Annotated in this window: 18 protein-coding genes and 1 pseudogene; 8 read left to right on the top strand and 11 right to left on the bottom strand. The window is 63.6% G+C overall.

All coding sequences use genetic code 11. The features are described from left to right. Positions 1 to 4: 4 nt before the first annotated feature. From ABEA18_RS12680 to ABEA18_RS12670, 3 genes are read left to right on the top strand one after another with little or no spacing between them, the layout of a single operon-like run. Positions 5 to 724 carry a LytR/AlgR family response regulator transcription factor gene (locus ABEA18_RS12680; RefSeq protein ID WP_345449757.1) on the top strand — a complete coding sequence of 240 codons (720 nt, stop codon included), beginning with the start codon at positions 5 to 7 and terminating at the stop codon, positions 722 to 724. Next, positions 721 to 1083: a DUF485 domain-containing protein gene (locus ABEA18_RS12675; RefSeq protein WP_234753064.1), complete on the top strand. Its 363-nt coding sequence runs from the start codon at positions 721 to 723 to the stop codon at positions 1081 to 1083. The genes ABEA18_RS12680 and ABEA18_RS12675 overlap by 4 nt, the downstream gene beginning before the upstream one ends. Then, positions 1080 to 2552, top strand: a complete 1473-nt coding sequence (locus tag ABEA18_RS12670; protein WP_345449756.1) for a sodium/solute symporter — start codon at positions 1080 to 1082, stop codon at positions 2550 to 2552. Before ABEA18_RS12675 ends, ABEA18_RS12670 begins: the two co-directional genes overlap by 4 nt. Here the strand turns inward: ABEA18_RS12670 and ABEA18_RS12665 are convergent. From ABEA18_RS12665 to ABEA18_RS24670, 7 genes are all read right to left on the bottom strand, one after another. Further along, positions 2549 to 3133: a DivIVA domain-containing protein gene (locus tag ABEA18_RS12665; RefSeq protein ID WP_345449755.1), complete on the bottom strand. Its 585-nt coding sequence runs from the start codon at positions 3131 to 3133 to the stop codon at positions 2549 to 2551. The two genes, ABEA18_RS12670 and ABEA18_RS12665, sit on opposite strands and share 4 nt — an antisense overlap. Positions 3134 to 3154: 21 nt before the next feature. Continuing rightward, positions 3155 to 4078 (bottom strand): phosphatidate cytidylyltransferase, encoded by a 924-nt coding sequence (locus ABEA18_RS12660; protein WP_345449754.1) that lies wholly within the window; start codon positions 4076 to 4078, stop codon positions 3155 to 3157. Then, positions 4078 to 4635 carry a ribosome recycling factor gene (gene frr / locus ABEA18_RS12655; protein WP_078105729.1) on the bottom strand — a complete coding sequence of 186 codons (558 nt, stop codon included), beginning with the start codon at positions 4633 to 4635 and terminating at the stop codon, positions 4078 to 4080. The genes ABEA18_RS12660 and frr overlap by 1 nt, the downstream gene beginning before the upstream one ends. A 102-nt stretch (positions 4636 to 4737) precedes the next feature. Beyond that, complete coding sequence (pyrH, locus tag ABEA18_RS12650; protein ID WP_059387847.1) at positions 4738 to 5475, bottom strand: UMP kinase; 738 nt, start codon at positions 5473 to 5475, stop codon at positions 4738 to 4740. 146 nt (positions 5476 to 5621) lie between these two features. Then, positions 5622 to 6458 (bottom strand): translation elongation factor Ts, encoded by an 837-nt coding sequence (gene tsf / locus ABEA18_RS12645; protein WP_234753056.1) that lies wholly within the window; start codon positions 6456 to 6458, stop codon positions 5622 to 5624. A gap of 120 nt (positions 6459 to 6578) precedes the next feature. After that, the gene (gene rpsB, locus ABEA18_RS12640) at positions 6579 to 7481 is read right to left on the bottom strand and encodes a 30S ribosomal protein S2 (protein WP_236816580.1); all 903 of its coding nucleotides are present in this window, start codon (positions 7479 to 7481) and stop codon (positions 6579 to 6581) included. A gap of 458 nt (positions 7482 to 7939) precedes the next feature. Then, complete coding sequence (locus ABEA18_RS24670) at positions 7940 to 8215, bottom strand: hypothetical protein (RefSeq protein WP_425550520.1); 276 nt, start codon at positions 8213 to 8215, stop codon at positions 7940 to 7942. Here ABEA18_RS24670 and ABEA18_RS24665 point away from each other — a divergent pair. Further along, a pseudogene (locus ABEA18_RS24665) lies at positions 8115 to 8324 on the top strand (peptidoglycan DD-metalloendopeptidase family protein); the annotation flags it as partial. The gene ABEA18_RS24670 and the pseudogene ABEA18_RS24665 overlap by 101 nt on opposite strands. A gap of 120 nt (positions 8325 to 8444) precedes the next feature. On the opposite strand, the gene ABEA18_RS12630 reads toward ABEA18_RS24665, so the two are convergent. After that, a complete protein-coding gene (locus tag ABEA18_RS12630; RefSeq protein WP_345449753.1) occupies positions 8445 to 9635 on the bottom strand; it encodes an acyl-CoA dehydrogenase family protein in 1191 nt (396 codons plus the stop codon). A gap of 240 nt (positions 9636 to 9875) precedes the next feature. On the opposite strand from ABEA18_RS12630, the gene ABEA18_RS12625 reads away from it, so the two are divergent. Further along, complete coding sequence (locus ABEA18_RS12625; protein ID WP_345449752.1) at positions 9876 to 10973, top strand: hypothetical protein; 1098 nt, start codon at positions 9876 to 9878, stop codon at positions 10971 to 10973. A gap of 92 nt (positions 10974 to 11065) precedes the next feature. Here ABEA18_RS12625 and ABEA18_RS12620 read toward each other — a convergent pair whose 3' ends face one another. Next, positions 11066 to 11428 carry an alpha/beta hydrolase family protein gene (locus ABEA18_RS12620; protein ID WP_345449751.1) on the bottom strand — a complete coding sequence of 121 codons (363 nt, stop codon included), beginning with the start codon at positions 11426 to 11428 and terminating at the stop codon, positions 11066 to 11068. Between the two features lie 84 nt (positions 11429 to 11512). On the opposite strand from ABEA18_RS12620, the gene ABEA18_RS12615 reads away from it, so the two are divergent. Both ABEA18_RS12615 and ABEA18_RS12610 read left to right on the top strand, forming a co-directional pair. Continuing rightward, a complete protein-coding gene (locus ABEA18_RS12615; protein WP_345449750.1) occupies positions 11513 to 12391 on the top strand; it encodes an SGNH/GDSL hydrolase family protein in 879 nt (292 codons plus the stop codon). 233 nt (positions 12392 to 12624) lie between these two features. Then, entirely contained in the window at positions 12625 to 14037 is a 1413-nt protein-coding gene (locus ABEA18_RS12610) for a polysaccharide deacetylase family protein (RefSeq protein WP_345449749.1), read from the top strand. A 158-nt stretch (positions 14038 to 14195) separates the two neighbouring features. Here ABEA18_RS12610 and ABEA18_RS24660 read toward each other — a convergent pair whose 3' ends face one another. Beyond that, positions 14196 to 14411, bottom strand: a complete 216-nt coding sequence (locus ABEA18_RS24660; protein ID WP_425550526.1) for a hypothetical protein — start codon at positions 14409 to 14411, stop codon at positions 14196 to 14198. Positions 14412 to 14842: 431 nt separating this feature from the next. Continuing rightward, positions 14843 to 15151 (bottom strand): hypothetical protein, encoded by a 309-nt coding sequence (locus ABEA18_RS12600; RefSeq protein WP_345449747.1) that lies wholly within the window; start codon positions 15149 to 15151, stop codon positions 14843 to 14845. A gap of 560 nt (positions 15152 to 15711) precedes the next feature. Here ABEA18_RS12600 and ABEA18_RS12595 point away from each other — a divergent pair. Continuing rightward, complete coding sequence (locus tag ABEA18_RS12595; protein WP_345449746.1) at positions 15712 to 16563, top strand: DUF427 domain-containing protein; 852 nt, start codon at positions 15712 to 15714, stop codon at positions 16561 to 16563. Positions 16564 to 16570: the final 7 nt, after the last annotated feature.

The raw sequence follows: 16570 nt of genomic DNA, 5'->3' as shown, positions 1-16570 counted from the left end.
AACCATGATCAACGTACTCGTCGCCGACGACGAGCTCCCCGCCGTTGAAGAGCTCGCCTACCTGCTGGGTCGGGACGAGCGCATCGGTGCCATCCACCGCGCAGTCTCAGGCGCCGAAGCCCTCAGCGCCCTCGAATCGGAATCCGTGGACGCCGTCTTCCTGGACATCCACATGCCCGCGCTTTCCGGCTTGGACATCGCCCGCGCCATCTCGCGCAGCCCCCGCCCTCCCGCCGTCGTCTTCGTCACCGCCGACGAGGACTGTGCGCTCGAGGCGTTCGAACTGGCCGCCGTCGACTATCTGCTCAAACCCGTGCGTGCCGAGCGCCTGGCGAGGTCCATCAGCCGCATCAGCGAGCTCATCAAGGACGGCAGCAAGGTGCCCGAGATGATCACCGTCGACCAAGGCGGAACCACCCGCATGATCCGGAGGGACGACGTCAGCTACGTCCAGGCCCAGGGAGACTACGCCCGGCTGCACACCGCAGAGGCGAGCTACCTGATCCGGGTACCCCTGAGCGACCTCGAACAGCAGTGGGCGGAAGCCGGATTCATCCGCATCCACCGCTCCTATCTGATGTCCCTCAACCACGTGGGGCACATGAAACTCGCCGCGGCACGGCCAAGTGTCACCGTGGCCGGAGCCGAACTGCCGATCAGCCGCAGGCACCTTCCAGCCGTGCGGGACAAACTCGAGGCCACCCGGATCCGGCCACAAGGATGACGCGCGTCAGGGTCACGGCCCCCCAGTCAGCTGCCCGGATAGCCCCCAAGCGTCCATACCATTCGCGCGAGGCGGCCGAGGACTCGGACGTCGGGCAGGTCTTCGTCCGGTCACTCATCCGTTCGCAGTTGCGCCTGGCTGTGGTGGTGGCTTCGGGATTCCTGCTGGTCCTGGCCGCCTACGGCTCCATGGTGGCGCTGGTCCCCCAGCTCGCGCAAATGCGGATTCTGGGCATCCCGGTCAATTGGATCATTCTTGGAGCGGCGCTTTATCCGGTAATCGGCCTGAGCGCCTGGCTGTACAACCGCTCCGCGGCAAGGAACGAAGCCCGCTATCGCGATCTTGTGGAGGAGAAGTGAATCCCGCCGTCGGGCTCGCCGCTTTTCTGGGTGTGGCGCTCGCGACGGCGGCGATCGGCTTCTACGGCCTGCGCATTTCGCGCACCACGGGCGACTTTTACGTGGCATCCCGCACTGTCCGGCCATGGTGGAATGCCTCGGCGATCGGCGGCGAATACCTGTCGGCCGCGAGTTTCCTGGGCGTCGCAGGACTGATCCTGCTGACCGGAACGGACGCTTTGTGGTTTCCCGTGGGCTACACGGCCGGCTACCTGATGCTGCTCCTGTTCGTGGCCGCCCCCTTGCGCCGATCGGGCGCCTACACGATTCCGGATTTCACGGAGGCCAGGCTCGAGTCGAAAGCCGTCCGGCGCGTGACGAGCCTTATCGTCGTGGCTGTCGGATGGCTCTACATCGTGCCGCAGCTTCAAGGCGCCGGGCTCACGATCCGGATCAGCACGGGATTGCCTTCCTGGGTGGGCTCCATCGCCGTCGTCGCCGTGGTCTGCGTGACGGTAGTGGCCGGTGGCATGCGTTCCATCACCTTCGTCCAGGCTTTCCAGTACTGGCTCAAGTTAACGGCGTTGGCCGTTCCTGTCGTGTTCCTGCTGCTGAACCAGGCAGGCGGCGGCTCACCGGTCCTGGCGGAGGCATCCAGCAATCCCACCGGCCTGCCCGCAGCCGGGCTCTACCAAACTGTCTCGCTCCTGGTGGCACTGCTTTTCGGAACGCTGGGACTCCCCCACGTCCTTGTGCGCTTCTACACCAACCCGGACGGCCAATCGGCCCGCCGGACCACCCTTATTGTGCTGGGCCTGTTGTCGGTCTTCTATTTGTTCCCGACGGCGTCCGGCCTGCTCGGGCGGGTCTTCGCACCTGAGCTTGCACGCGACGGACGGCCCGACGCCATGGTCCTGCTGCTGCCTGGAAAGCTGCTGGGTGGCGTGCCCGGCGATCTGCTGTCGGCGTTGGTGGTTGCCGGCGCATTTGCCGCATTCCTCTCAACGACGTCGGGATTGGTGGTTTCGCTGGCCGGCGTTATCAGCCAGGACCTTCTTGGCGGGAGCGTCCACGGATTCCGGGTGGCCACCCTCCTGGCGGTCGCTGTCCCCCTGGCTTTTGCGTTCACCACGGATTCGATGGCCCTGGCCGGCAGTGTAGGGCTGGTGTTCGCTTTCACGGCGTCCACCATTTGTCCGGTCCTGGTCCTGGGCATTTGGTGGCGGGGCCTGAGCGACGCAGGCGCGATTGCCGGCATGCTGACGGGAGCCGTCCTGTGCGGGGGTGCGCTCGTATCGAGCACGATCATGGGTTCCGCCGCTCCCGCATGGATTGCCCAGCCCGCGGCGTGGACGGTGCCGGCCGCGTTTGCCGTGATGGTGCTCGTCTCGCGGGCCACGAAACACCGGATCCCCGGGACCGTGACCCGGCTCATGACCAGGCTTCATGTCCCGGAACGACCGGTGGCCACGGAGCGCCAGCTCCGCTAGTCGATCGCCGCCATGAGCTCGACGACCCGGTCGAGGAAAGCATCAACCTGCGCCTCTTCGTAGCCGTCGCGCCCGCGGGCCTCGGAGAAGGCGGCTCGGCGGACGTTGTCGACGCTCAGCGGTTTGTCGTTCTCCAGGTAACCGATCAGGGAGACGCACAAGGCATCGACCTCGGCGATGTTGTAGCTGCGCGCACGCTTCTTGTCCGGCCGGCGGAAACGTTCGCCATCGGGCCGGTGCAAACGGCCGCGCAACACTCCGGAGAGTTTGCCGATTTTCAGCAACCAGGCTTCCTCGCCCTCGGCAGCTATCAGCTCGTCGCGTTCACGCCGTGCGAAGGCATCTTCGAGGCGGTCCAATGCGGCGTCCACAGCGGTGGCGTCGTAGCCGCCCTTGACGGGATCAAACGAAACCGCGCGGACATCGCTGCTGCCGATTTTCTCCGATGCCTCGGCCCTGTTTTCAAACGACAACCGGGCGCGCTGGAAAAACTGGTCCACTTGCTTTGCGTTGTAGCCGTACCTGCTGTGCGCCACGCGCTCAAATGCTGCGGGGATCTGGCGACGAATGTCCACTGCCACTGCTTTCCTTCTGGGTGGTTGTCAGGCGCCGCTCAACAGCGCGAAAAGAATATATGCTGCCGGAGCCGCGAAGACGATCGAGTCGAGGCGGTCCATGACCCCGCCGTGTCCGGGCAGAATGCTGCTCATGTCTTTGACGCCAAGTTCCCGTTTGACCATGGACTCCGCCAGGTCACCGGCCGTAGCCGCGGCCACCATGCCTACGGCAAGCACCACGCCGACCCACCAGGGCCTGCCCAGGACGAAGATGCTGGCGAGGATCCCGATGACCATGGCACCTGCCACCGAGCCAGCGAACCCTTCCCAGGTCTTTTTGGGGCTGATCTTGGGAGCCATCGGATGCTTGCCGAACAGCGCCCCGACGAGGTACCCGAAAGTATCGTTGGACACAACCAGCAGCAACATCACCGCAATCTGCCAGGCACCCGCCGGAACCTGCCCGGCGGGCCAAGGACCCGCCGTCGTCGCTCCCCCGCCTGTATGGAGAGGCAGGATGGCAAAGCTGATCAGGAAAGGCACCCAGGCAAGCGTGAAGATTCCGGAGAAGACGCTGCGCGGAGCTCCGGCAGCGCTTTCAAGCGAACGCCAGAGCAGGACGGCCGTGCTGCTCAGCACCATCGCGAAGAGCAGGCTTTCGGTGCCACCGAAGTAAGCCGCCAGCGGCATCGCCACGGTACCGGTCAGCACGGGGATGATCGGCATCCTGGTGCCCTGGGCTTCGAGCGCACGAAAAATTTCCCACACGCCGAGGACCGCAAACGCGGTGGTCAGGAGAACGAACCCGAGCGGCAGGAACAGCAGCCCGCCAAGAACGGCAAAGAGCATGGCGAGCCCGACGCCGATGGCGGCCGGAAGATTCCGGCCGGCCTTGGGCGTTGGGTTGCCTCGTTGGCGTCTGGCGCGTGTGGGAATTCCCTGCGCGGGCGCCGGCTCAGCCTCGCTCATCAGACCTCGAGCAGCTCGGCTTCCTTGCGCTTGAGGAGCTCGTCGATACCGTCGACGTGTGCCTTGGTGATTGCGTCGAGTTCCTTTTCGCCACGGGCACCCTCGTCTTCGCCGGCTTCGCCGTCCTTGACGAGCTTGTCCAGGGCGTCCTTGGCCTTGCGCCGGATGCTTCGGATGGAAACCTTTGCGTCCTCACCCTTGCCCTTGACGATCTTGACGTATTCCTTGCGGCGTTCCTGGGTGAGCTCCGGGATGGTGATCCGGATGACGTTGCCGTCGTTGGACGGATTGGCGCCGACCTCGGAGTCGCTCAAGGCCCTTTCGATGTCGCGCATTGAGGTCTTGTCAAAGGGCGTGATCAGGATGGTCCTGGCGTCCGGAATAGCGAAGGAAGCCAGCTGCTGCAGAGGTGTGGGGGTGCCGTAGTATTCCACGATCACCTTGTTGTAGAGTCCGGGGTTCGCACGACCGGTACGGATCGACGCGAAATCCTCCTTGGCTACCTCGACCGCCTTGTCCATCTTTTCCCCGGCTTCGAGCAAGGTTTCTTCGATCACGGTTTCTCCTCAGAAATAGTCGCGCCCCGGTCCACGGGCCGCAATGCACAATAAATTTCCGCCCCTGCGGGCGGAAGAGTCCTAGAAATATCCTAGCCCTTGCTAGGGGGTGACCAGGGTGCCCAGCTTTTCGCCGAGAATGGCCCGGGTGACGTTCCCTTCGCCTTCCATGCCAAAGACAACCATGGACAGATTGTTGTCCTTGCACATGGTCATGGCGGTCTGGTCCATGACGCGGATGTCACGGCGCAGGGCCTCGTCGTAGCTGAGCTTTTCGAGCTTCTCGGCCGTGGGATCCTTCTTGGGATCCGCCGTGTACACGCCGTCCACACCGCTCTTCGCCATGAGGACGACGTCGGCATGCACTTCGAGTGCACGCTGGGCCGCCACGGTGTCAGTGGAGAAGTACGGAAGACCTGCGCCCGCACCGAAGATGACGACGCGGCCCTTCTCCATGTGGCGGATGGCACGGCGCGGAATGTAGGCCTCGGCTACCTGTCCCATGGTGATGGCGCTCTGAACGCGGGTCTCGACGCCGGCCTGCTCCAGGAAATCCTGCAGCGCCAGGCAGTTCATGACAGTGCCGAGCATTCCCATGTAGTCGGCGCGGGAACGGTCCATGCCGCTCTGTGACAGTTCGGCGCCGCGGAAGAAGTTACCGCCGCCGACGACAATTGCCACCTCGACCTCGGAAACAGCAGCGGCGATTTGCTTGGCGATGGCGCGGACGGTTTCCGGGTCCACACCAAGCTTCCCGCCGCCGATGACCTCGCCGGACAGCTTCAGCAGTACACGACGACGGGTCTTCTCCGGATGGATTGCAGTGTTCTCGGTTTCCATGGTGCCTTCCCGTTTGTGGACTCTGGCTAGATTATCTTGCTGGGGGCCGGGCAGAAAGCTGCCGGCTGTGGATGCACTAGGTGCGGGCCTGTCGTTGCATGCAAAAGGGGCGGCCACCGAAGTGACCACCCCTTTTGTATGTCTAACTAGTTTCCGACGCGGAAACGGGCAACGGCAGTTGCCTTGACGCCGGCCTCTTCGAGGACCTGTGCAACAGTCTTCTTGGAGTCCTTGGCGAATGCCTGGTCCAGGAGAACTTCACCCTTGTAGAAGCCCGTCACGCGGCCTTCGACGATCTTGGTGAGAGCGGCTTCCGGCTTGCCTTCGGCCTTGGCGGTCTCTTCGGCGATGCGGCGCTCGGACTCGACCAGTTCGGCCGGGACGTCTTCGCGGCTCAGGTAGTTCGGGGCCATTGCTGCAACGTGGACGGCAACGTCGTGGGCTGCGGTAGCAGCGGCGTCGCCCTCGCCCTCAACGGCGAACAGGACGCCGACCTGGGCCGGGAGGTCCTTGGAGGTCTTGTGCAGGTAAGCGTCAACCGTGCCGCCTTCAATGCGGGCAATGCGGCGGACAACAACCTTTTCGCCGAGAACGGCGCCTTCTTCGACGACAACCTCGGAAAGGGGCTTGCCGTCCACGTCGATGGCCAGCAGGGTCTCGAGGTCGGCAGCGCCGGACTCGACGGCGACGGCCAGGACCTTGTCGGCCAGCTGGATGAACTTGTCAGCCTTGGCGACGAAGTCGGTCTCGCAGTTGACCTCGATCATTACGCCAACGCCGCCGGTGACCTTGGCTGCAACCAGGCCTTCAGCGGTGGAGCGGCCTTCACGCTTGGTAGCGCCCTTGAGGCCCTTGATGCGGATGATCTCGATGGCCTTCTCGGCGTCGCCGTTGGCCTCGTCAAGAGCCTTCTTGACGTCCATCATGCCGGCGCCGGTGCGCTCGCGCAGGGCCTTGATGTCAGCAGCAGTGTAGTTCGCCATGTGAACCCCTCTGTCTAGAAATTTATGTGTTTACGGACTGACAGGACGGCAGCCCACCTGATGGGCCGCCATCCTGTCAGTAGCTCCCCGCGCGGAAATTGGTGCGGGAAAGGTCCGGATTTACTTGTCTGCTTCGGCTTCGCCAGCAGCAGCTTCGGTGGCCTCGGCGGCCGGGGCTTCGACAGCTTCCGCAGCCGGGGCTTCGACAGCCTCGGCTGCCGGAGCCTCAGCAGCCGGAGCTTCAGCAGCTTCGGCCTTGCTGCCTTCGAGGAGCTCGCGCTCCCACTCAGCCAGCGGCTCTTCCGGAGCCTCTGCAGCACCGGTTGCGCGCTGGTTACGGGCGATGAGGCCCTCAGCAACGGCGTCGGCAACCACGCGGGTCAGCAGGTTTACGGAGCGGATGGCGTCGTCGTTACCCGGGATCGGGAAGTCAACTTCGTCGGGGTCGCAGTTGGTGTCCAGGATGGCAACAACCGGGATGTTCAGCTTCTTGGCTTCGTCAACAGCCAGGTGTTCCTTCTTCGTGTCAACAACCCACAGAACGGAAGGAGCCTTGGTCAGGTTGCGGATGCCACCGAGGTTGGTTTCCAGCTTGGTGAGTTCACGCTTGAGGAGCAGGAGCTCCTTCTTGGTGTAACCCGAGCCTGCGACGTCCTCGAAGTTGATCTCTTCGAGTTCCTTCATACGCTGGATGCGCTTGGCAACGGTCTGGAAGTTGGTGAGCATACCGCCCAACCAACGCTGGTTGACGTACGGCTGGCCAACACGGGTAGCCTGCTCGGAAATTGCTTCCTGAGCCTGCTTCTTGGTGCCGACGAACAGGACGGTGCCGCCGTGGGCGACAGTAGCCTTGACGAACTCGAAAGCGCGGTCGATGTAGGACAGCGACTGCTGAAGGTCAATGATGTAGATGCCGTTGCGCTCCGTGAAGATGAATCGCTTCATCTTCGGGTTCCAACGACGGGTCTGGTGTCCAAAGTGGACGCCGCTGTCAAGCAGCTGGCGCATAGTTACGACGGGCATGCCGACGCTCCTTCCGGCAGGTCATTCATGAGAGAGCCACACGGGCCGCTCTTACCCTGCCAATAGTTGACGGTTAATTAGCCGGACCCGAACGGGCCTTGGCTCCTGGCATCCATTGCACTTCTCATCCGGCCAATGACTCGCCGGACCGCAAGAGGCACAATCCTCCGCAGCACTGAATCCGCGAGGATTCGCAATTGGAGGGTTGGATACGCGTAGTCAGCCTGGGACCCCCGCGCAACTGAATGAGAAGCGCTTCTGAACAAGCTTGAGGGCACAGCAAACTGCTCCACCAAGTGTACTACAGCGCCTCCAGCCTTATGACCGCAAAAGCCCCGGATTCAGCCTCCATCCTTCGGCAGGTTTCCCGCACCGTTTTCCACATAGCCGAACTGGCGGCTTCCGGAGACTCCGGCGCCGGCGAAGGCTTGTTCCATGAGAGCTGCACATCTTCCGGCCTACGTACTTTTGCTCGCTGCCTTGGGCGCGGCGCCTGCCGCTGCATCCGCGCCGCCGGGCGCTACCAGCCCGTCCGGAACCCGCCCGGGCTGGGCGTGGCCGCTCTCCCCCAAGCCCGCGGTTTTGCGCGGCTTCGACCCTCCGGACAAGCCGTGGTTGAGCGGGCACCGCGGCGTGGATTTACGAGCAGCGGACGACGGCGCCACAGTCGCCACGCCCGCCGACGGCACCGTGAGATTCGTGGGCGTCGTGGTGGACCGTCCAGTGATCACCATCGACCACGGGGGTGGGCTACGGAGCAGCTTTGAGCCCGTGGACAGCGAACTCGCAGAGGGGGCCACGGTGAACAAGGGCCAAACGATCGGGGTAGTGGAAACCGGCCACTGCGCGGGATCACCGTGCCTCCACTGGGGAGTGCGGCATGGGGAGGACTACGTCAACCCGCTTGCCTTCGTCACGGATCTCCGGCCTTCCGTGTTGCTGCCCCTAGATGATGTGCTGCCTCTAGACGATGGCGGAAATCCCCGTGATCGCCCGGCCCGTGACAAGGGTGTTGATTTCGTGGGTGCCCTCGTAGGAGTAGATCGCCTCGGCGTCGGCGAAGATCTTGGCCATCTCATAGTCCGTGACAATGCCGTTGCCGCCCAGGATGCCCCGGCCCAGGGCAACGCTTTCGCGCATGCGGGCCGTGGTGAAGGCTTTCGCCAGCGCGGATTGCTCATCCTTGGCCACACCGGCATCCTCAAGCTGCGCAAGCCGGACCATCATGCCCATGGAGCTGACCGTATTGCCCAGGATCTGCACGAGTTGTTGCTGCACCAATTGGAACGATGCCAGGGGCCTCCCGAACTGCATCCGTTCAACCGCATAGCGGCGGGCGACGTCGAATGCCGCAAGCTGCTGGCCCACAGCCTGCCACGCGACCGAAAGCCGCGTGACTTTGAGGACCTTGTTGGTGTCCCTGAAGCTGTTGGCATTGGCCAGTTTGAAGAAGTCCGGGACCACCACGTTTTCAAGGGTGATATCGGCGTTCTGAACTGTCCGCAGCGAGATCTTGTTCTCGATCTTGCTGGCCTTGAATCCGGGGAGGCTCGTGTCCACCAGGAAACCCTTGACCTGATTGTCGCCAAGGTCGCGGGCGAAGACCACAACCCAGTCCGAGAAAGTGGCGTTGCCGATCCAGCGCTTGGCCCCGTTGAGGATCCAGTTGCCGCCGTCGCGGCGCGCGGTAGTCCGGGTGCCGCCTGCGACGTCCGAGCCGCCCAGTGGCTCGGTCAGTCCAAAGGCACCGATCTTCCTGAGGGAGTAAATGTCCGGCAGCCAGGCGTCCTGTTGCTCTTGAGATGCCAGCGCCTCGATGGAGCCAGTGAACAAGCCGTCGTGAACGCCCATGAATGTGGCAATTGAGGCATCGGCGCGGGTTGCCTCTGCGTGGACAAGGCCAGCGAAAAGGTTGGAATAGCCTTGGCGCCGGACCGGACTGACGAGGTCAATCTCAGCCAGTTTGGGAATCAGGTCCATGGGGAATTCCCCGCGGTTCCAGCAATCGACGGCAATCGGCTTGACCTCACGGGAAAGGAAGCTCCGGATCTCAGCCAGCCGGTCCTGCTCCTTGCCCGTGAGCAATTGCTCAAAGCCATAGAAGTCGCCGTCGGCGTACGGGAGATTCTCGAGGTCGATTGCTGCCTTGGACATGGCACTCCTTCGCGTAAGTTACTGGTGAGTAACTTACAGCAATGACAGTCCTCCACACAAGCAAGCAGGCGCACCGATCTCTTGGCGGACTGCTGTCTTGCGTAGCGTCATCGTCCGGAGCGGGAACGGTTGCCGTTAACCTCGGGGTCTCCCGGTGTTTGCCCTTTGCACGGTTCCCTCCCAGCCCGCCTCCATAGCTTGGCAGGGACATCGTTTTCCCCAATCTAAGGACGATTTTCAATGCCTGTTACACCCAACAAGCTCAAGCAGACCTCGATGGTTTTGGTGGGCGCCGCAGTCGCCGCCTCCACTCTCGCCTCCGTTGCCCTGCCGGCATCCGCCGCTGACGCGGGCGAAGCACACGCCCCGGCCGGATTCACCGTGAAGACCTTCTCCCAGGTCGGCAACGAGTCAGCACCTGATGACATCACGCTGATGGACGACTCCGTGTACGTCTCGTTCCAGAATGGCGTAGGCCCCTTGGGCGAGGCCTCTGCAAACGGCACCACAGCCAGCACCATTCAGCAGTTCAGCCTCGACGGAAAGCCCGGCAAGTCCTGGCAAGTCACTGGCAAGGTTGACGGGCTTACGGCCGATCCGGAACACCATCGTCTCCTCCTCACCGCCAACGAGGACGGCAACTCGAGCTTCTCGACCCTCAGCCCTGAGCAGGCGAAGCCGCTGACCACCTACACATATTCGGGCCTCACCCACGGTGGGGGAACCGATGCCGTATCCGTCGTGAACGGCAAGATCCTCGTCAGTGCCTCAGCACCGGCTGATACTTCGGGTCCCGCCGCCTATTCCGTCGCATTGGAAGGCGCCACCGCCAAACTGACGCCTCTTTTCGGCGACAGCGCTACGGCTACCGCTGCCAATGGCCCCCAGGCTGGAAAGGCGACCACGCTCGGCCTCACCGACCCGGACTCCAACACACAGGTTCCGGCGGCCGCTCCGCGGTTCAAGAACTCCTTCATGCTTGATGCGCAGGCGGACCAGCAGTTGATCTTCGCTTCCAACCCGGGGAGCAGCAAGCAAGCTCTCCAGGTGCTTTCGGTTGCCCAGCCCTTGGATGACACCGTGTTCGCGGCCCACTCCAACCAGACCCTCCTGGTCACGGATCCGAAGGACAACAAGGTCTTCTCCATCACTGGCCCGTTCAAGGCCGGCGAAGCCGTCTCCACGGTGGTGCCCGACGCCGGACCCGCCTACCTGGCAAACCTGGACTTGGGAACGGGCGCTCTCGCCCCGATCAAGGAACTCGCCTCCATCCAGCCCAAGGGCTTGATGTTCACCGGCGGCGGGGACAACTCGCACGACGGCCAGGGCTCCGAGTAGCGCTCACATTCGGAAGAAACCCCTGACTGCGCTTCCGCGCGTCAGGGGTTTCTTTTTTTCGGGCTAGAGGGCCCCTCACGTGTCTTGTTGTCCTAAAGGGTTAGACGACTCGCTGCAATACCCAGCGCATCCGCGAGCCACCTGTTGCGAACGTCGCTCCCGGCGGCCGAGCCCATGTAGAAGCCGCCGCCGTGGATTTCCAGGAATACGCCCGCCGCCGGGGCGCTGGCCGGCACGTGGATCCGCACCGGAACACTTCGGCCATGTGCGCTTGCCAGTTCTGCGATTGGCCGTGGATCGCACTCCGCCGGTGCCGCCGGCCTCGCTCGGAATGCGAGCAGCTCTTCCCGACTGCCCGGACCACGGCCAGCCGGTCGCCGGGCGTAGAAAGCGCGGGATTCATCGACGAGTGAACACAGTTCAGGATCGATCAGCGAGGGCAATTCGAAGCTCACAGGACAACTCTAGGATGCGCATCCGGCGAGCGAAGAAGAGTGGCCGCCGTGGCGCGTTCGGCCTGGTAGGAGCAGTATGGAGGGATGAACGCTCCCAGCGCCGATAGTCCGGCGCAGGGTGGCCCCGTTGTTTCCGGCGCCCGCCTGCACCCGTGGAGCCGTTATGTGGCCTTGGGTGATTCGTTTACCGAAGGGGTAGGAGATCCGGAGCCTCGCAGCCCTGGGGGCTTGCGAGGCTGGGCGGACCGGGTCGCGGAGGAACTGAGCACCGGACACGACGATTTCGCTTACGCGAATCTGGCGGTCCGCGGACGGTTGCTCCATCAGATCCTGGATGAGCAGGTCGGCCCTGCACTTGCCCTGCAGCCGGATCTGATCACTCTCAATGCCGGGGGCAATGACCTGATCTTCCGCAGAAGCGATCCCGACAAACTCGCCGTCCGGATGGACGCCGGCGTGCAACGCCTCGCCGCTGCCGGCGCAACGGTTGTGCTGTTCGCCGGACCGGACTGGGGCGCTACGCCAGTGCTGGGACACACCCGCGCCAGGGTGGCCATCTTCAACGAGAACCTGCGCACCATCGCGGCACGCCACGATGCGGTAATCGCCGATCTCTGGGCTCTGCGTCAACTCACCCACCCACGAATGTGGGATCCGGACCGGCTGCACTTCTCCCCTTTGGGACAGCACACCATCGCAATCATGGTGCTGGATACCCTCAACGTCGCCCATACCTTGGAACCGATGACACCGAAAGACCTACCCGGGCGCAGCTGGCGCGAGGCTAGGACCGATGACATTGTGTGGGCACGCGAGCACTTGTTCCCATGGGTCCTGCAACGTCTCAAACAACGAATCTCCGACGACGGGCGGCACGCAAAGCGGCCGGATCCCGGGCCCGTGTTTGGCGCCTGGATGCCCCCCGGAACGTTCGTGGGAGACGATCCAACGCCAACTAACTAACTACATAAGAACGTCTACCTAACGGAGCGTCAAAAGGAACGAGTGATGACCACTCGTTTTTGCGGCTACCTGTTAGTCGTAGCCTCTAAAGTACGCGTGTGTGAACTAATCACAACCGGGTGCCGCCTCCCCGGAACCCAGATCGGACTCCCTTTTCGAGCGGCACCTTCTTGGAAATCAACGAACGATCACTCGGTTTCTGGTGCAGTACCCAGGCTGGGGAGGAGTTGACCATGAGGACCACGGATGAGCAACTGGGGGCAATCGTATCGCGGCTCGAGGGCCGTGCAGGGCCTGACGTCTCAGGAACTCGGCTCGCTGGGCACTTTCGCAAACGCTGGACCGCTTTTGGCAGCACGGCGCTGATTGTTGCCGGCCTGCTGGCCGGGGTGGGGTTCGCCGCACCGGCGCAGGCAGCGGCAAACACGGTGGTGTCGCTGACCTTCGATGACGGCAACGCGGACCAATTGACCGCGGAAGCCACGATAAAGAGACTGGGCCTGGTCGGCACGTTTTTCATCACCACCGGGTGGATCGGCCAGCCCACCTACCTGACCACCGCTAACCTGCAACAAATCGCCGCCGACGGCAATGAGATCGGCGGCCACACCGTCACCCACCCGGACCTTGTGTCCGTGACCCCGGCTGAGTCGACACGGCAGATCTGTAACGGCCGGGTGGCGCTGATGAACATGGGCTTCAAAGTCACGAGCTTCGCCTACCCCTTCGCTTCCGAAGACCCGGCCACCGAGGCCCTGGTGAAACAGTGCGGTTACAACAGTGCCCGCGGCCTGGGTGACACGGCCAGCAAGGACCCTGCCTCGGCGACGCTTCCCGCGGCAGACACCATCCCGCCCGCCAATGCTTTTGTCACTGCAGCACCGAGCGAGGTAGACAGCACCTGGACACTGGCGAATCTGCAGAACCAGGTGACCCACGCCCAAACAACCGGTGGCGGGTGGGTCCAACTGACCTTCCACCACATCGCCGTCGGCACGGACCCCACGCTGACAATCACCCCCACCCTGTTCAACCAGTTCGCCACCTGGCTGGCACAGCAAAAGACCGCCGGTACCGTCGCGGTGAAGACCGTGGACCAGGTCATCGGCGGCACCCAGCAGCCCGCTGTCCACGGCCCTGCCGTACCTCCGCCACCCCCTCCGGGGACGAACATGATTCAAAACCCCAGCCTGGAAACCTTGGTCAACACGATTCCGCTGTGCTGGGCCGCCGGCGGGTACGGCACCAACACCCCCGCCTTCGCTGTTGTCTCCCCCGGCCACTCCGGCACGAACGCCGAACAGCTAACGCTGACCGGCCGCTCGTCAGGGGACGCGAAACTCCTGCCCGCCCTGGACCTGGGCGGCTGCTCACCGACCGGCACAACCGGACATCGATATCAGCTGAAGGCCTGGTTCAAATCCACCGCGCCAACGCAGTTCGAGCTCTATTACCGCGTCGGTAACGGGTATTGGAAGTACTGGACCGCAAGCCCCCTCCTCGTCGCCGCGGCGAAGTGGACCCAGGCCACTTGGACCACGCCTCCCCTACCGGCCGGTGCCTCGGGGATCAGTTGGGGCCTGAACATCCAAGCCAACGGCACCATCACCACCGACGACTACGAGATGTACGACATCGGCCCCTGATTCTCGACCTCGCGGTTTAGCCTGACGGCGGCGTGAACTGGCTGGCAGTGAACTCGGCGCCCTCCCGATCTGCCAGCGGCACACTGCGGCCGCCGTCGCACGCATCGGCAGGCGCCGACAGCACCGTGGCGCCGACCGACAGCAGTCGCTGCGCGGCGTCATCCGCGTCGTCGACGGAAGCGCAGGTGTTCCACGCCGCGGCACCCTCCCCAATTCCGATGCCGATGCCGGCGACGGCACTCCAGAGATGACCCGGGCCGGCCTCGAGCTTTTCTGGAGAATTTGCGGCGGGCCAGCCTGCCCAGGCTGTCACCGGTGGCGAGGGCAGTGCGGTCGCAGATTTCCTGGACTGCCATCATCATCGGCAACGTCACCGGTGCGGTCCAGAGCATGCCGTTGGAGAAGGTGGCGCCCGCTTGGGCGTAGGTCGCAATGCCTGACGGGTCATCATCGGCCGATCCGGTCACTAGGCCCGGTCCAAGCAGACCGAGGAACCGACGGAGAGGCGACGGCTGGTCCGTCCTTGAAACGGGCGGATCCTGGCTAGAGGAATGCTTTCCCCAGCCTCCGGCAACGGGTATGCGCCGCTTTGGCTCAGAGGCATGGATGGAGTCCATGGCTTTCTCCCGCTCTTCACTGGATCACTATGATCAGCGTGCTTACTTTCTCCAGATTAATAGGCCAGCTATTGGCCTATCAATAGGAGGTCTGGTTTCTGCCCGTTGAAGCCAAACCGGGGTATTGACCCTCGTGGTCCGTTCGCTCCCATACGTGGTTATGCGCTAAGCGGTGGCGCTAGTGATCCTCAACCAGTGGCGTTGTGGCGCGCTTCAGGCGGCGCTTTCCTGACAACTGGCAAAGCTGCCGTGTCGAAGAATCGGTATTCTCCCGCGGGAACGCGGATTGTTCCGGCGGCCTCGGCTTTCTCCCGGAGAAAATCGTGGTCTTCGCGGGATAGTACAACCTGCCCGTGCGGGTCGCACGCAATATCCTCTTGCGCGTCCTTGCCGACCTTGGCCGACATAGCCGGGGGCAGGACCAGACACGCCGGATTTTCCAGAAGCCATGTCCGGGTCTCGGAATCGAGCCGGTCCCACTCGTCCTTTAGGCTCACGCTCGGGGTACCGCCTTCCTGTCTGACTTTTGCTGAATTCCGTCCAGATTACTCCTGACGTCAAGAGGATGACAGGACCTCTGTAGGATGTCGCGACCGCCAAAACCCGCAACAGCGTTTCAGTCCTTGCGCAATACTCGCTTCCATGAAACTTCAACTATTCCGGCCGCTGGAAGGCATAACGTGTATGGATGACGGCCGAATAACAGGCCGCGCAACTGGGGAACAGTCGTCTGCCTCCATCAATGGGCGCAACAATTCTCGTCCCTCGCCCGCAGAAGATGAATTTGATGTTGGTCCGCTGTCCGGGCATGTTTCATCATTGGGGGTTCCTTAGGGCCTTTGCCCATGTCCGTGTTTCCTGGTTTATGATGCCTGACCGGGCGCCGGGCGCACCAACGGCGTCGATATCATCTGGCCGAACAGGGCCTGGACCAGATCGAGCGCCGCTGCGCGCTCACCCATGAGCTGATGCACCTCGGGATGGCCCCTCGGCCAACCATCTCTCGTCAGCTCACGAAGCCATTGACGCCGCACGGCCGCGCGCCCACGCTTGGAGCATGGCCACCAAACTATCCGGAGTGATCCTCGGGACGTTTCCGGAGCTGCGCTACGAACCCACCGCCAAGCGGATCCGCGCGAGCCTGGGGGGCAGCACCGTCGTCGACACCCTGCACGCGTGGCTGGTCTGGGAACCGAAGCGCATTACCCCGGTTTATGCGGTACCGGAGGCAGAACTGCTGGCAGAGCTGACGCCGCCGGGCGGCCCTGCAGCCGACGTCCCGGAACTCGCCGTCAGGCTGTCCGCGGACTCTCTTCCGTCGCTGGATCCGCGCACGGGGTTCGGCCGGCACACCACCGCCGGCGAACAGCTCGACATCGTGACACGGACGAGCACGGCGCCCGGGTCAGCGTTCCGCCCGGACGACCCTGACTTGGCCGGGTATGTCGTGCTGGATTTCGCCGCCTTTCAGTGGCGGGAAGACGACGAGGAGATCATCGGCCACCCCCGCGATCCCTTCCACCGAGTGGACATCCGGGCCTCGTCCTTGGCCGTGGAGGTCTCCCTCGACGGGGTCACGCTCGCTACCACGAACGGCGCGCAACTCCTGTACGAGACGTTGCTTCCCGTCCGCTACTACATCCCGCCCGGGGATGTGCGGCTGGACCTCATGGAGGAGAGCCCCAAGAGGACCGTATGCCCGTACAAAGGGGAAGCCCGCTACTGGACGTACCCCGGCACCGAGGACGGCAGGAACATCGCCTGGAGCTACGACAGGCGTTTCCGCGACGCCGCGCAGATCCACGGTCTGGTGAGCTTCTTCAATGAAAGGGTTGACCTGACCGTCGACGGCGTCCTGCAGCCCCGCCCGGTGACGCCCTGGTCTCGGCCGCAGGACCGCCGCAACTGAAGGGCGG

The organism is Arthrobacter gyeryongensis (assembly GCF_039543785.1).
GTDB lineage: Bacteria > Actinomycetota > Actinomycetes > Actinomycetales > Micrococcaceae > Arthrobacter > Arthrobacter gyeryongensis.
Note: the sequence above shows the minus strand (reverse complement) of the source record. Positions and strands in the feature narration are given on the sequence as shown.